The 15,072-nt window shown below is 57.5% G+C and carries 16 protein-coding genes; 8 read left to right on the plus strand and 8 right to left on the minus strand.

The features are described from left to right. Positions 1-55 precede the first annotated feature (55 nt). Entirely contained in the window at positions 56-907 is an 852-nt protein-coding gene (locus ACYZT9_RS06330) for an MIP/aquaporin family protein (protein WP_462009030.1), read from the minus strand. A gap of 368 nt (positions 908-1,275) precedes the next feature. Between ACYZT9_RS06330 and ybaK the strand changes: the two genes are divergently transcribed. Both ybaK and ACYZT9_RS06340 read left to right on the plus strand, forming a co-directional pair. After that, a complete protein-coding gene (gene ybaK / locus ACYZT9_RS06335) occupies positions 1,276-1,746 on the plus strand; it encodes a Cys-tRNA(Pro) deacylase (protein WP_462009031.1) in 471 nt (156 codons plus the stop codon). A gap of 15 nt (positions 1,747-1,761) precedes the next feature. After that, entirely contained in the window at positions 1,762-2,544 is a 783-nt protein-coding gene (locus ACYZT9_RS06340; RefSeq protein WP_462009032.1) for a PhzF family phenazine biosynthesis protein, read from the plus strand. A 114-nt stretch (positions 2,545-2,658) separates the two neighbouring features. Here ACYZT9_RS06340 and ACYZT9_RS06345 read toward each other — a convergent pair whose 3' ends face one another. Then, on the minus strand, positions 2,659-3,768 hold the full coding sequence (locus tag ACYZT9_RS06345; RefSeq protein ID WP_462009033.1) for an ABC transporter ATP-binding protein: 1,110 nt from the start codon (positions 3,766-3,768) through the stop codon (positions 2,659-2,661). Next, a complete protein-coding gene (gene argF, locus ACYZT9_RS06350) occupies positions 3,765-4,685 on the minus strand; it encodes an ornithine carbamoyltransferase (protein WP_462009034.1) in 921 nt (306 codons plus the stop codon). The genes ACYZT9_RS06345 and argF overlap by 4 nt, the downstream gene beginning before the upstream one ends. Positions 4,686-5,090: 405 nt before the next feature. Here argF and ACYZT9_RS06355 point away from each other — a divergent pair, with 405 nt between their 5' ends. From ACYZT9_RS06355 to grxD, 3 genes are all read left to right on the plus strand, one after another. Further along, on the plus strand, positions 5,091-5,378 hold the full coding sequence (locus ACYZT9_RS06355) for a hypothetical protein (RefSeq protein ID WP_462009035.1): 288 nt from the start codon (positions 5,091-5,093) through the stop codon (positions 5,376-5,378). A gap of 133 nt (positions 5,379-5,511) precedes the next feature. Then, a complete protein-coding gene (locus tag ACYZT9_RS06360) occupies positions 5,512-7,617 on the plus strand; it encodes a molybdopterin oxidoreductase family protein (protein ID WP_462009036.1) in 2,106 nt (701 codons plus the stop codon). Between the two features lie 97 nt (positions 7,618-7,714). Next, the gene (gene grxD, locus ACYZT9_RS06365) at positions 7,715-8,056 is read left to right on the plus strand and encodes a Grx4 family monothiol glutaredoxin (protein ID WP_462009037.1); all 342 of its coding nucleotides are present in this window, start codon (positions 7,715-7,717) and stop codon (positions 8,054-8,056) included. A gap of 194 nt (positions 8,057-8,250) precedes the next feature. On the opposite strand, the gene bfr is transcribed toward grxD, so the two are convergent. Next, positions 8,251-8,724: a bacterioferritin gene (gene bfr, locus ACYZT9_RS06370; protein ID WP_017340571.1), complete on the minus strand. Its 474-nt coding sequence runs from the start codon at positions 8,722-8,724 to the stop codon at positions 8,251-8,253. 199 nt (positions 8,725-8,923) lie between these two features. Then, positions 8,924-9,142: a bacterioferritin-associated ferredoxin gene (locus tag ACYZT9_RS06375; RefSeq protein ID WP_462010167.1), complete on the minus strand. Its 219-nt coding sequence runs from the start codon at positions 9,140-9,142 to the stop codon at positions 8,924-8,926. Positions 9,143-9,456: 314 nt separating this feature from the next. Between ACYZT9_RS06375 and ACYZT9_RS06380 the strand changes: the two genes are divergently transcribed. Then, positions 9,457-10,059 (plus strand): peroxiredoxin, encoded by a 603-nt coding sequence (locus ACYZT9_RS06380; protein ID WP_017340570.1) that lies wholly within the window; start codon positions 9,457-9,459, stop codon positions 10,057-10,059. A gap of 58 nt (positions 10,060-10,117) precedes the next feature. On the opposite strand, the gene rnt is transcribed toward ACYZT9_RS06380, so the two are convergent. Both rnt and pyrC read right to left on the minus strand, forming a co-directional pair. Further along, entirely contained in the window at positions 10,118-10,795 is a 678-nt protein-coding gene (rnt, locus tag ACYZT9_RS06385) for a ribonuclease T (RefSeq protein ID WP_462009039.1), read from the minus strand. Further along, positions 10,792-11,838: a dihydroorotase gene (gene pyrC / locus ACYZT9_RS06390; protein ID WP_462009040.1), complete on the minus strand. Its 1,047-nt coding sequence runs from the start codon at positions 11,836-11,838 to the stop codon at positions 10,792-10,794. The genes rnt and pyrC overlap by 4 nt, the downstream gene beginning before the upstream one ends. A 159-nt stretch (positions 11,839-11,997) precedes the next feature. On the opposite strand from pyrC, the gene ACYZT9_RS06395 reads away from it, so the two are divergent. Both ACYZT9_RS06395 and ACYZT9_RS06400 read left to right on the plus strand, forming a co-directional pair. Next, positions 11,998-12,906, plus strand: a complete 909-nt coding sequence (locus ACYZT9_RS06395; RefSeq protein WP_462009041.1) for a flagellar protein MotY — start codon at positions 11,998-12,000, stop codon at positions 12,904-12,906. 129 nt (positions 12,907-13,035) lie between these two features. Beyond that, positions 13,036-14,253 carry an argininosuccinate synthase gene (locus ACYZT9_RS06400; RefSeq protein WP_008009296.1) on the plus strand — a complete coding sequence of 406 codons (1,218 nt, stop codon included), beginning with the start codon at positions 13,036-13,038 and terminating at the stop codon, positions 14,251-14,253. A 147-nt stretch (positions 14,254-14,400) separates the two neighbouring features. Here the strand turns inward: ACYZT9_RS06400 and ACYZT9_RS06405 are convergent, their stop codons facing one another. Beyond that, entirely contained in the window at positions 14,401-15,027 is a 627-nt protein-coding gene (locus ACYZT9_RS06405; protein WP_462009042.1) for a hypothetical protein, read from the minus strand. Positions 15,028-15,072 lie beyond the last annotated feature (45 nt).

Genomic DNA, 15,072 nt, shown 5'->3' on the forward strand with positions numbered 1-15,072 from the left:
TAAGGGAGTGAAGTCAGGCGCGCGATCAAATGGGCAGGATCACGCGCCAACGGTATCAAGAAGTTCTTGGTTTGCCGTCAATGGCCGGTGTTGCGTCCTTTGTAGCAGGTTCGGTGCTTGGCAGATGACGGGCAATCAGCCCGCGATACGCCGCAGCACCGAGGCAGGCACCGACAATTGGTGCAAAAACCGGAATCAGGAAGTACGGGATATCGCGCCCGCCGGTGAAGGAAATTTCACCCCAGCCCGCAAAGAAAGTCATCAGTTTCGGTCCGAAGTCCCGCGCCGGGTTCATCGCAAAGCCGGTCAGCGGACCCATCGAGCTGCCAATCACCGCAATCAGCAGACCGATCAGCAGCGGCGCCATGGGTCCGTTAGGCAGACCGTTGTTGTCGTCGGTCAGGGACATGATCACGCCCATCAGGATGGCGGTAATGATCACTTCAACCAGGAAGGCCTGGGCGGTGGTCAAAGCTGGGTTGGGAAACGTGGAGAACACCGACGCTAGCTCGAGGCTGGCTTGAGTGCCACGAACCATATGGTGAGTTTGTTCGTAATCGAAGAAGAGGTTGCTGTACAGCGTATAAACCAACAACGCCCCGCAGAAAGCGCCAGCCAGTTGGGCAAGGATATAGAACGGCAGTTTGCGCTTCTCGAAGTCGGCGAAAATGCTCAAGGCGATGCTCACGGCAGGGTTGAGGTGAGCCCCGGAAACCCCGGCGGTCAAGTAGATCGCCATGCTCACGCCGACGCCCCAGATGATGCTGATTTCCCACAAGCCAAAGCTGGCACCCGCGACCTTGAGCGCGGCAACGCAACCGGTACCAAAAAAGATCAGCAGTGCAGTACCCAGAAACTCGGCCATGCATTGGCTCGAGAGCGACGGTTGTTGTAAAGCAGTTGTCATTGAAAACCTCTTTGTTTTTGTTGTCTGGCGCTTTTTTCGTCATGGCCAAAGCGCGATTTTCGCCGGGCAGGATCCCCATCCTGTTTCCCGGCTTGTTGCTGGGTGCCGCGTTGTCACTGTGTACGGTATTCAGATTCGAAAAAATATAGACAAGAAACACTGCTGTCAAAGGTCGAAAGTGAACCATCGGTCACAATGAAACTATTAGTCACATGAATGATCGTTTTGTTTTACCGGCGGGTCGAACGCTGACGAACGGTAAAGAGTCGCGTCAGGCTGTGGAAACGCTGCCGTAATAGAGCCTTTTATGGAGCAATGCCCTAGAATTCAGCGCAGTATTTTTCTCTGCCGCCCCGTCTGGAGCTGTCATGACCCCCGCATTGGATTTGTTGAAAAAAGTTCGTGCCGAACATCGCGTGCACAGTTACGAACATGATCCAAAGGCAGCGTCCTATGGGCTAGAGGCCGCGGAGAAACTGGGGCTCGACCCGGCGCAGGTGTTCAAGACGTTGCTGGCAGCCAGCGAGAAAGGAGAATTGCTGGTAGCCGTGGTGCCGGTCGTCGGAAGTCTGGACTTGAAAGGCCTGGCTCATGCAGCCGGTGTGAAAAAAGTCGAAATGGCCGACCCGGCCGCCGCGCAACGTTCGACGGGTTATCTGTTGGGCGGCATCAGCCCGCTGGGGCAGAAAAAGCGCCTGCGCACTTTTATCGACACTTCGGCTCAGCCTTTTGCCAGCATTTATGTGAGCGCCGGTCGGCGTGGTCTCGAAGTTGAGCTGGCGCCTGCGGTGCTGGCCGAACACACCCAAGCGACATTCGCCGATATCGGTCGCGTCTGAACCAAGGAGAAAGGTATGCAGCTTGAGTTTCATCAGGTCGACGCGTTCAGTGATCGGCCATTCGGTGGTAACCCGGCGATGGTTTATCGTCTCGATGCCTGGCTTGCCGATGAGTTGATGCAGAAAATTGCCGCCGAACACAATCTTGCCGAAACGGCGTTTGTGGTGCGTGAAGCGCTGAATTGGCATATCCGTTGGTTCACCCCGACTACTGAGGTGCCGTTGTGCGGGCACGCCACTCTGGCCAGCGCTTATGTTTTGTTTGAGATCTACAAAGAGTCCGCCGCGCGTCTGGATTTCATCTGCAAATCCGGCCCGTTGAGCGTGAGTCGCGAAGGTGAGCGGCTGTGGCTGGATTTCCCGGCAATTGTGCCGTCTGAATTGGGCGTGACACTGGATGTCGAACGCGCCTTGGGCGTCGAAGTGGTCGATGTGCTGGGTTCAAATGAACTGTTCGTGGTGTTGGAGTCGGAGCAGGCCGTGCTTGATTGTCAGCCAGACATGGTCGCGTTGGCCAAGCTGCCGTGGCCAGGCGCTATCGTTACCGCAAAGGGCAACCAGCATGATTTTGTGTCGCGGTACTTCGCGCCGGCGATTGGTATCAATGAGGATCCGGTGACCGGATCAACCCATTGCAGCCTGATTCCGTACTGGTCGAAACGCTTGGGCAAGTCGAGTCTGAGGGCGTATCAGTGTTCAAAGCGCGGCGGAGAGTTGTTCTGCCGGCTGGAAGGGGATCGAGTGAAGATAGGCGGGAATGCGACGCTCGTTGCGAGCGGCACGCTGATGCTGGGGTAAGTGGGATCCAGTGTGGGAGCGGGCTTGCTCGCGAAGCGGAGTGTCAGTCACCGTCATCATTAACTGACATGCCCCCTTCGCGAGCAAGCCCGCTCCCACATTTGGCCGTGGGTATCAGCTGGCAGTGCTGTAACGACGGACACCGGCCTCGACCGCCAGGATCTGCGCCGCCATGCTGCCGGATGCCTGGAACAACACCAGATGTTCAGCCGCGACGCGAATGCCAACCTCCGCGCCGATCAGATGATCGGCATGGCTCGGGAAAATCGATTCGAGCTGCGCACCTGTCGGCAACTGCAATCGATACAGCGTCGACGCACCCTGGAACGACTTGCCGACAATCCGCGCCTTTAAATCGCTGTCCGGCGCGTAAACGATATCGTCCGGCCGCAGCAGAACATCCACGGCGCCACCAATCGGCCAGGTGTAAGCCCGATTGCCGCGCAGCTCGCCCAACTCGGTCTGCACTGATTCAGGGCTGCTCAATTGGCCGCGAATGAAGTAACCCTGGCCAATGAAACTGGCGACATACGGCGTCAAAGGTTCGTGATACAGGTTGTAGGGCGTGTCCCACTGCTCCAGACGACCTTCTTTGAAAACCCCCACATGATCGCTGACTGCAAAGGCTTCTTCCTGGTCGTGGGTGACCAGAATCGCGCTGGTGCCGCGAGCCTTCAGAATGTCGCGCACTTCATGGCTGAGCTTGCGCCGCAGTTCGCCGTCGAGGTTGGAGAAAGGTTCATCCAGCAACAATAATTGCGGTTCCGGCGCCAGGGCGCGGGCCAACGCGACACGCTGCTGCTGACCACCGGAAAGCTCATGGGGAAAGCGCTTGCCAAGGTTTTTCAGGTTGACCAGTTCCAGCAGCTCTTCAGTCACGCGGTCCTTTTGCGGATGTTTGCGAATACCGAAGGCGATGTTCTCGGCCACGCTCAAATGCGGAAACAGGGCGTAATCCTGGAACACCATGCCGATCCGGCGTTTCTCCGGCGCAAGGGTAAAACCGGCGCTGGAGATCGTCTCTCCCGCCAGGGTGATTTCGCCTTCGTGCACTGGTTCGAACCCGGCAATCGCGCGCAGGGTCGTGGTTTTTCCGCAACCCGAAGAGCCGAGGAGGCAACCGATGTCACCTGCATTCAAATGCAGGTTGAGGTTCTGCACGACACGCTGGTCTTGATAGCCGCAGGCGAGGTTGCGCAGGTTTAGCAGCAGTGGCTGGCTCATGCGTGGTGATACGCCGGCTCGACGAGAAACTCGAGCAGGGCCTTTTGGGCGTGGAGGCGGTTTTCTGCTTGATCCCAGGCGACGGAGCGCGGGTCATCGAGCAGGTCGAGGCTGATTTCCTCGCCACGGTGGGCGGGCAGGCAATGCATGAACAATACGTCCTCAGCGGCCAGATCCAGCAGCGCGCGATTGACCTGGAACGGCGCGAACAGCTTCAGGCGCTTGGCGGTTTCCTCTTCCTGGCCCATGGAGGTCCAGACGTCGGTGCTCACCAGATGTGCACCACGCACGGCATCCTTCGGGTCACGAACGATGGTCACCCGATCACCGGCCTTGGCCACGAATTCAGGGTTGGGCTCGTAGCCTTCCGGGCAGGCAATGCGCAATTGGAAGTCGAACTGGATCGCTGCTTCTATATAGCTGTTGCACATGTTGTTGCCATCGCCGATCCAGGCCACGGTTTTGCCCTGGATCGAGCCGCGATGTTCGAGGAAGGTTTGCATGTCCGCCAGCAACTGGCACGGGTGCAAATCATCGGACAAGCCGTTGATCACTGGTACACGGGAGTTGGCGGCGAATTCGGTCAGGGTGCTGTGGGCAAAGGTGCGGATCATCACCGCGTCGAGCATGCTCGACATGACAATCGCGCAGTCGCCGATCGGCTCGCCACGGCCCAATTGCGTGTCGCGCGGCGAGAGGAAGATGGCCTGGCCGCCGAGCTGGATCATGCCGGCCTCGAACGAGATACGGGTGCGGGTCGAGGACTTCTCGAAAATCATCCCGAGTACGCGGTTTTTCAGAGGCTCGAACAGTACGCCGCGGTTACGCAGGTCTTTGAGCTCAACGCCTCGACGGATCACGCTGACCAGCTCTTCGGGCGTGCAATCCATCAGGGAGAGAAAGTGCCTTGCGCTCATCATTGACTACCTTTTGCAACAGACCGCAGATACTCAAAGCCTTGTTTAACTGAAAAACGGGCGAGACCTGCGGCGTAAGCCGCACGGGGCGACGAAATAGGGAAGGCGCGATCTTGACATTAAATGTCGCGTTTTTCCAATAGGCTACGGTGTTTAGGGGATTTCAGAAGGGCTACGGGGTGACGGCGGTGGCGCGTTTGAAGCCGGTTTCCTGACAGCAGCCCGTCATTTGTACACTGCGCTCACGGGGCTTTGCAATCAAGCGGGGCGGGGATCGCACAGTGCCGGTCAGTTTTTTGAGCTATTGTTCGAAGTCTTCAATGGCAATGTGCCTCATCTGAAACACTTGCTAATGCAATGTGCTGGGTTATAACTATGTCAGGAATGACGCAGGAAGCCTTCGGAATGGAATCGAAAGAACAGCAACTCATGGAACTGCTCGGCCTCACGGCCCGCTCACTGACGCATCTCACGGCTTCCATGACCTCGATGTCCTTCGAGCTTATGCGAAGCAACGACGAGGTGACCAAGGCTGCGGGCCGGCGGATGATCGATCGCATGGCCACCATCAGCGCAGGGCTCGACGAGCACTGGCGACTGATCGGCGAACTCACCGGCGTGCACGTCGCCCACGAGCAGATTGAAACCATTCAGGAAATCCAGTTGCAGGCGCCGAGGCTGACGCCGAACTGATCCCGAGCGGCCATCGGCTGGCCTGATGGTCGCCGATTCACAAGACGAACGTCGCTGGCGCAACGCCGGGGCCAGGGCCATAGTTTTGTTCCCGCGGCCGACATTGCCCGCCCAGAACAAACAGAGACTGGCCATGACCAAGACTCTCCATCACCGTGCTTGCCACTTGTGTGAAGCCATCTGCGGCCTGACCATCGAGACCACCGAAACCGATGGCAATGTGCAGATCACGTCGATCAAGGGCGACGCTCAGGATACGTTCAGTCGCGGGCACATCTGCCCCAAAGCTGTCGCCCTGCAGGATATTCAAAACGATCCGGACCGTCTGCGTCAGCCGATGTTGCGGGTCGGCAGCGAATGGCAGCCCATCGAGTGGGAAGATGCCTTCAAGCTTGTCGCCGAACGCCTGGCCGAGATTCAGGCGCGGCACGGGCAGAACGCGGTGGCGGTTTATCAAGGCAACCCCAGCGTGCACAACTACGGGCTGATGACCCACAGCAATTACTTTCTCGGCCTGTTGAAAACCCGCAACCGGTTTTCCGCGACGTCGGTCGATCAGTTGCCCCATCACCTCACCAGCCATTTGATGTACGGCCACGGTCTGCTGTTGCCGATCCCGGACATCGATCACACCGATTTCATGTTGATCCTCGGCGGTAATCCGCTGGCCTCAAACGGCAGCATCATGACTGTGCCGGATGTGGAAAAGCGCTTGAAGGCGATTCAGGCCCGGGGCGGCAAAGTAGTGGTGGTCGACCCGCGTCGCAGCGAAACGGCGGCGATGGCCGATCAGCATCTGTTCGTGCGTCCCGGTGGCGATGCGGCGCTGTTGTTCGGGCTGCTCAATACCTTGTTCGCCGAAGGCCTGACCCGCGACAGCCATCTGCCGGTGGACGGTCTGGATGAGGTGCGCGAAGCCGTCGCGAGTTTCACTGCCGAGGCCATGAGCCCGCTGTGTGCTGTGCCGGCCGAGCAGATTCGCCAACTGGCCCGGGAATTCGCAGTGGCACCGACGGCGGTCTGCTACGGCCGCATGGGTGTCTCGACCCAGGCGTTCGGTACGTTGTGCCATTGGGTGGTGCAACTGATCAATCTGGTCACCGGCAACCTCGACCGCGTGGGCGGCGCGTTGTGCACTGAACCTGCGGTCGACCTGGTGGCGTCCACTTCAGGCGGGCATTTCAACCTGTGGCAGAGCCGCGTGTCCGGGCGTCCGGAATATGGCGGCGAGTTGCCGGTGTCGGCGCTGGCCGAAGAGATGCTCACTGAAGGGGAAGGGCAGGTTCGCGCGCTGATCACCGTGGCCGGCAATCCGGTGTTGTCGACGCCCAATGGCCGACAGCTTGAACAGGCGCTGGACGGGTTGGAGTTCATGGTCAGTGTCGACCTGTACATCAACGAAACCACGCGCTATGCCGATCTGATTCTGCCGTCGACATCGGCCCTGGAAAACGATCACTACGACACCACCTTCAACATGTTCGCGGTGCGTAACGTCACCCGGTTCAACCGTGCGATTCTGGCCAAACCGGAGGGCGCGCTGCACGATTGGGAAATTTTCGTCGGGCTGGCCAAGGCCTTTGCCGCGAAGACCGGCAAAGAGCTAAAACCGACGATTCCACCCGCACAGATGATTGATGGTGGTTTGCGGATGGGGCCGTATGGCGATGCTTCGGAGCACAAGTTGTCTCTGGCCACCTTGTTCGATCAGCCGCATGGTGTGGACTTGGGGGCGCTCAAATCCAACCTTGCTTCACGCCTTAAAACCGCCAACCAGCGAATCCAGGCCGCTCCGGCCGCCATCCTTGCCGACCTGGTGCGCTTTGCCGCGCTGCGAGCGCCGGCCGCCGATGAGCTGCTGATGATTGGCCGTCGTCACGTACGCAGCAACAACTCATGGATGCACAACTACCACCGACTGGTGAAGGGCAAGCCGCGCCATCAATTGCTGATGCATCCGGACGACCTGGCCAGCCGTGGGCTCAGCGATGGGCAGCGGGTGCGCGTCAGTTCCCGGGTCGGCATGATCGAAGTGGAAGTGCAGGGCAGTCTGGATATGATGAAAGGGGTGGTCAGCCTGCCGCACGGTTGGGGCCATGCGCGGCCCGGCGTGCAGATGACGATTGCCAGCAGCCAGCCGGGATCCAGCGCCAATGACCTGACCGACGAGTGTCAACTCGATGAGTTGTCGGGGAATGCGGCGTTGAACGGTGTGCCGGTGACCGTGGCGGCGGCTTGACTGAGTCTGTCGGGGAGACCGAGCATGGCGCTTGGGTTTCCGTTACAATGCGCCACCGTGCCGACCCCTGAGTCGGAAAGTTCAGCCGAGGTGCTCCATGGATATCATCGAAACGATTAAAGAGCAGATTGCCAACAACACCATTCTGCTTTACATGAAAGGCTCGCCGAATGCCCCGCAGTGTGGCTTCTCCGCGAAAGCCGCGCAGGCTGTGATGGCATGTGGTGAAAAGTTTGCGTACGTGGACATCCTGCAGAACCCGGAAATCCGCGCCAACCTGCCAAAATACGCCAACTGGCCAACCTTCCCGCAGCTGTGGGTCGGTGGTGAGCTGGTCGGCGGTAGCGACATCATGACCGAGATGGCTGCAGACGGTTCGCTGCAAGCCACGATCAAAGCTGCTGTTGAAGCCGCCGCTGCGACCAAGTCCGAAGCCTGATCCGCCTTGTGTGGGGGCGGGCTTGCTCGCGAAAGCGGTAGGTCAGTCGACTTATCTATTGAATGTTTCACCGCTTTCGCGAGCAAGCCCGCTCCCACATTTGTTTCAGGGTGAACCTGAAACCGGGCATGAAAAAGCCCCGTCGCTTCAAAAGAGCGCGGGGCTTTTTATTGTTTCGAGTTTAGCGGGCGCTGTTACTCTTCGCCCATCTGCGATTGCAGATAGTTCTCAAGGCCGACTTTATCGATCAGGCCCAGTTGGGTTTCCAGCCAGTCGATATGCTCTTCTTCGGATTCGAGAATGTCTTCGAGCAGCTCTCGGCTACCGAAATCGCCAACTGTCTCGCAATGAGCAATCGCGACTTTCAGGTCAGCGTGGCCGGTACGTTCGATGCGCAGGTCGCACTCCAGCATTTCCTGGGTGTGCTCGCCGATCTGCAGCTTGCCCAGGTCCTGCACGTTCGGCAGGCCTTCCAGGAAGAGGATCCGCTTAATCAGCTTGTCCGCGTGTTTCATCTCGTCGATGGATTCGTGGTATTCGTGCTTGCCGAGCTTGTTCAGACCCCAATCTTCATACATGCGCGCATGCAGAAAATATTGATTGATCGCGACCAGCTCATTGGCAAGGATCTTGTTGAGATGCTGGATGACTGTAATGTCGCCTTTCATGATGGGGTCCTGCCCTGTATTAACTGTCTATAAAGCAGAGTCTGGGCCGCCCAACTAAGAGTGTCAAACCTAAGTTATTGAAACTTAAATGAAAATTAATCGGAATAAGAATGTTTGTGTTCCGCGTCTGGCCTGTAAGCAATTGATTTTCAGGCATAAAAAAACCGGACATGAAGTCCGGTTCCTTGAAATGGGGGTACTACGCGGCAGTAAATTCTACGGGGAAAGGAATTGAAGCCTGAGCTGTTTGCAATTTGGTCAGGGTTTCACGCACCACTTCCTTGGCAAGGCAGGCGCATTTGCCGCATTGGCTGGCTACGCCGGTAGCCTGGCGGACTTCCTTGTAGCTGCAGCATCCTTCATAGATTGCTTCGCGGATTTGTCCGTCGGTGACGCCAGTGCAGAGGCAGACATACATAAGTGAGAACCGTCGCTGGTTGTGGCTCAATTGCGAGGGATCTTAATGTTAACGAGAATGATTGTCAAAGTGGTTTCTGAAAGCTTTGCGTTATAAGCATGCATGACTGACGAACGGTTTTCTCAAGAGCAATCTGCCAGTAATCGCGGCGACGGCAATTTAAGGTGTTGGCGAAAAACCGTTGAGGACAGCTCAAAAACGCAGTGTATGATGGCCGGTCCTTATGAAGCGGGTGGGTGTCACAGGGCTGTCGCCTGAGGGTGGCAGGCTGGCGCAAACCCGGAACTTCACGTTTTTACACCAGGAGATAATCAATGAGCGTACTCGTAGGCAAGCAAGCCCCTGACTTCACCGTACCGGCCGTACTCGGCAATGGCGAAATCGTCGACAGCTTCACTCTGTCGTCGGCCATCAAAGGCAAATACGGCCTGGTGTTCTTCTATCCACTGGACTTCACCTTCGTTTGCCCATCCGAGCTGATCGCTCTGGACAACCGCATGTCCGACTTCAAGGCACGCAACGTCGAAGTGATCGCCGTTTCGATCGATTCGCACTTCACTCACAACGCATGGCGCAACACCCCGGTGAACAATGGCGGTATCGGCCAGGTTCGCTACACCATGGCTGCCGACATGAAGCACGAAATCGCCAAGGCCTACGACGTTGAGTCCGAAGGTGGCGTGGCTTTCCGTGGCGCGTTCCTGATCGACGACAAAGGCGTTGTTCGTTCGCAGATCATCAACGACCTGCCGCTGGGCCGTAACATGGAAGAGCTGATCCGTCTGGTCGACGCTCTGCAATTCCACGAAGAGCACGGCGAAGTCTGCCCTGCCAACTGGAAAAAAGGCGACAAAGGCATGACCGCTTCCACCGAAGGTGTCGCGGCTTACCTGACCGAGAACGCTGCTGCCCTGTAAGGCGCGTTCGAGGCATAAAAAAACCGGCTGTTGAGGCCGGTTTTTTTATGGGTGCGAATCAGTCGTTGAAATCTTCCCAACCGCCCATTTGCTTCCAGCGATTGACGATGCCGCAGAACAGCTCTGCCGTCTTCTCGGTGTCATAACGCGCCGAGTGGGCCTCACGTCCGTCGAAATCGATGTCGGCAGCCTGACAGGCTTTCGCCAGCACGGTTTGACCGTACGCCAGGCCGGCAAGGGTTGCCGTGTCGAAGCTGGAGAATGGATGGAACGGGTTGCGCTTCATGTCCAGTCGCGCAACCGCCGCATTGAGAAAGCCCAGATCGAAACTGCTGTTGTGCCCGACCAGGATCGCCCGCTTGCAGCTGTTGGCTTTCAACGCCTTGCGGATGCCTCGGAAAATATCGGTGAGCGCTGCTTCTTCGCTCACAGCCATGCGCAACGGGTGATCGAGTTTGATCCCGGTGAACTCCAGGGCGGCCGCTTCGATGTTGGCACCTTCAAAAGGCTCGACGCGGAAGAAGTAAGTGTGATCAGGGTATACAAAACCCCTCTCATCCATGGCGATGGTGGTAGCGGCTATTTCCAGCAAGGCGTCAGTGGCAGAGTTGAAACCACCGGTTTCAACGTCGACAACGACTGGCAGGTATCCACGGAATCGAGCTGCCATCGGGTGGCGTGGACCACCTCCGCCGCCTTGACCGTCCTGTTCGTCGTCGAAATGGTCTTCACTCACGCGTGTTCCTCCAGCAGGCGCCAGCGCAGTTTTTCACCGGCGCGCAGCGGGATAACGGTCAGCTCGCCAAATGGCAGGCTGGTTGGGGCGGTCCACTCGTCGCGGACCAGGGTGATGCGATCGGTGTTCACCGGCAGGCCATAGAAACGTGGGCCGTTGAGGCTGGCGAAAGCTTCGAGCTTGTCCAGCGCATTGCGCTGTTCGAACGCTTCGGCGTACATCTCGATCGCCGCATAAGCGGTGTAGCAACCGGCACAACCGCAAGCGGCTTCCTTGGCATGCTGAGCGTGCGGCGCCGAGTCGGTACCGAGGAAGAACTTTTCGCTGCCGCTGGTGGCGGCGTCGAGCAAGGCTTCCTGATGCGTATTGCGCTTGAGGATCGGCAGGCAATAAAAGTGCGGCCGAATCCCGCCGACCAGCATGTGGTTGCGGTTGTAAAGCAAATGATGCGCGGTGATGGTCGCGCCAACGTTGGCCGAAGCCTCATTGACGAACTGCACGGCGTCCGCGGTGGTGATGTGTTCGAACACCACTTTGAGCGTCGGGAAACGCTCGACCACACGACGCATGTGCTCATCGATGAAGATTTTTTCGCGGTCGAACACATCGACATCGCTACGGGTGACTTCACCGTGAACCAGCAAGGGCATCCCGACGTCGGCCATGGCCTCAAGCACAGGGAAAATCTTGTCGATGCTGGTGACGCCAGAATCCGAATTGGTGGTCGCGCCGGCCGGGTAAAGCTTGGCGGCGTGAATGAAACCGCTGGCCTTGGCCTCGCGAATTTCTTCGGGCTGGGTACGGTCGGTCAGGTAAAGGACCATCAACGGTTCGAAACGGCTGCCGGCCGGACGTGCAGCGAGAATCCGCTGGCGATAGCCGTCGGCTTCAGCGGCGTTGCGCACCGGAGGTACCAGGTTGGGCATGATGATGGCGCGGCCAAAGGTGCGCGCGACATCCGCGACGGTATTGGTCAACACGGCACCATCGCGAAGATGAATGTGCCAGTCGTCGGGACGCAGCAGGGTCAGGCGGTCGGACATGAGGGGATTCCAGGCGGGTCAAACTGAGGGGAATCGTACCGGAAAAGACTCTCTCAGGCACTCGCTATCAAGTTTTGCAGGAAGCTTCCGATATCCAACAGGTATGCCGTAAACATGTGTGTGTCGGTCTTTTTGTTGTAGAAGCCAGTGGAGCCTCCCGTGCGCCAGCGTTATTTAGCCTTGCTCAGCGTGTTTGCCAGCCTTCCCGCGATGGCGCTCACTTTCCAGACCCGTCTGGAGAGCATCGAGTGGACGGTCGAAGGGGACAAGTTCGAGTGCCGCCTGACTCAACCGATCACCGATTTCGGTTCGGGTGAGTTCGTGCGCCGCGCGGGAGAGCAAGCGACGTTTCGTCTGAAAGTCTATAACTCGATGGTGGGCGGCGGCTCGGCGACCTTGCTGGCGGCCGCTGCACCCTGGCAGCCGGGGCGTGGCGACATCAATCTCGGTTCCGTCCAGATCGGCAGCGGTAATGTGCTGTTCAACAGCTCGCAAGTTCAAGCCGGACGTTTGATCAGTGGCCTGATAGATGGGCGCAGCCCGGTTGTTCGACATTATTCGGGTGATGGCCGGGTGTCGGAAGTGCGGCTGTTACCGGTCAAGTTCAGCAAGGCGTTCAACGATTATCAAGGCTGTGTGGCGAAACTGCTGCCGAAGAATTTCGAGCAGGTCAAACAGTCGCAGATCGGCTTCCCCGGCGATGGCCTGGATCTCGATGCGCAGGCCAAGGCTCAATTGCAGGTGATGCTGGAGTTCATGAAGGCCGATCCGACGGTCAACCACATCGAGCTCGACGGTCACTCCGACAACAGCGGCAACCGCCTGAGCAATCGAGACCTGTCGCGGCGTCGGGCGTTGGCGGTCATGGAGTTCTTCAAGGCCAACGGGGTTCAGGAATCGCAGATCACCGTGCGCTTTCACGGCGAGCGTTATCCGTTGGCACCCAACACCAATGCAGCCAATCGGGCGAAGAACCGTCGGGTCAATGTGCACCTCGCGCGGGTTGCACCCACCGAGCAGCCGGCGCCTCAGGCCACCGTTTCGGCCAGCGCGGCGAAGACTTCCTGACCCGTCGGTCATCGTCGCGAGTTCGACACAATCTGTCGCTTCGTCGTCATAAGCTGTCGCGCCTCTGTAAATTATCCTGCATGACCGGTAGACTTGACGGCTTTCCGTAGAACCCCGTGGAGTGATGGCATGGCGGACGTAAACAAGGTCGTTCTGGCGTATTCCGGCGGCCTGGACACTTCGGTGATCCTCAAGTGGCTGCAGGATACATATAACTGTGAAGTCGTGACCTTCACCGCTGACCTGGGTCAGGGCGAAGAGGTCGAACCTGCACGCGCCAAGGCTCAAGCCATGGGCGTGAAAGAGATCTACATCGACGATCTGCGCGAAGAATTCGTACGCGATTTCGTTTTCCCGATGTTCCGCGCCAACACCGTTTACGAAGGCGAGTACCTGCTGGGTACTTCCATCGCTCGTCCGTTGATCGCCAAGCGCCTGATCGAAATCGCCAATGAAACCGGCGCTGACGCCATTTCCCACGGCGCCACCGGCAAAGGCAACGACCAGGTTCGTTTCGAACTGGGCGCGTACGCCTTGAAGCCAGGTGTGAAAGTGATTGCACCGTGGCGCGAATGGGACCTGCTGTCCCGTGAAAAGCTGATGGATTACGCTGAAAAGCACAACATTCCGATCGAGCGTCACGGCAAGAAAAAATCCCCGTACTCGATGGACGCCAACCTGCTGCACATCTCCTATGAAGGCGGTGTGCTGGAAGACACCTGGACCGAGCACGAAGAAGACATGTGGCGCTGGACCGTCTCTCCGGAGAAGGCTCCTGACAAGGCGCAGTACCTGGAGCTGACCTACCGCAACGGCGACATCGTTGCACTGGACGGCGTCGAAATGACCCCGGCCACCGTGCTGGCGACCTTGAATCGTATCGGTGGCGAACACGGTATCGGCCGTCTGGACATCGTCGAAAACCGTTACGTAGGCATGAAATCCCGTGGCTGCTACGAAACCCCTGGCGGCACCATCATGCTGCGCGCTCACCGTGCGATCGAATCGATCACCCTGGACCGCGAAGTGGCTCACCTCAAAGACGAGCTGATGCCGAAATACGCCAGCCTGATCTACACCGGCTACTGGTGGAGTCCTGAGCGTCTGATGCTGCAGCAGATGATCGATGCTTCCCAGGCTCACGTGAACGGCGTTGTGCGCCTGAAATTGTACAAGGGCAACGTGATCGTCACTGGCCGCAAGTCCGACGAATCGTTGTTCGACGCCAACATCGCGACATTTGAAGAAGATGGCGGCGCCTACAACCAGGCTGATGCGGCCGGCTTCATCAAGCTAAACGCCCTGCGCATGCGTATCGCGGCGAACAAGGGTCGTAAGCTTTTCTGAAGTTTTTGACTTGGTAATGGAATTTGTGGCCTTGTTTTCGACAAGGCCACAAATTTGGAAATAGGGGTTTTCTTTCTGACATTGCGATTCATCTTTCTTGATTTGTAAACACCATCCCGCCTGCTGCTCTCCGTTGATCCTGAAAAGCTACTGACCGCTGCGTGTCAGTTTGGCGAGTTGATCAATGACCGTCACGTCCTGTGAGCTCAAACTGTAAGCAATGCAAAACGGCGCGCCGCTGCGTTTCTTTACGTGCCTGAAAAATTTGAGCGCGTTTTCTTTGAGTAAATTTTCTGATTCGACATTGATGAGAAACACGACAACTTGCGCCGAATCTCCCTTGGGTAACCGAATCCTTTCCAGTAGCTCGCGGAACCCGATTTTTCTGTTCACCCATCGCGCATCAATGATGTACAGGTCCTTCAGCCGCTCCGGCAACTCGATGTGGTGCTGCACCGAGAGGTTTTCCCGTCCGTCGTTCTCGTCAGGCGTGCCTTGAGCAATATCCGGACGCTCGGCATTGTCCATGACTTTTATGAAATGTTTTCCTTTCTCAAAATCGGACGGCGCATAGAGCGATCGATAATTGAAGTTGAGTGTGGCGAAAAACAAAAGAAGCAAATAAAAAGGAAAGCTGATCAAAAACCAGATGTAGAGCTCTCGTTCCTTATTGTCGAGGAAAGGCAGGGAGAGTGCTGCTGATGTTTCAGACAGTGTTGCGAATATTGCGATGACTGTCATGGGGTTGGTGATTCTTTGTTTGAGTTTTATCATGTTTTGTACTCATAAAAGTTTATCTTTTCTCATTTGGTTAGTGGG

Source organism: Pseudomonas sp. ZT5P21 (genome assembly GCF_054897785.1).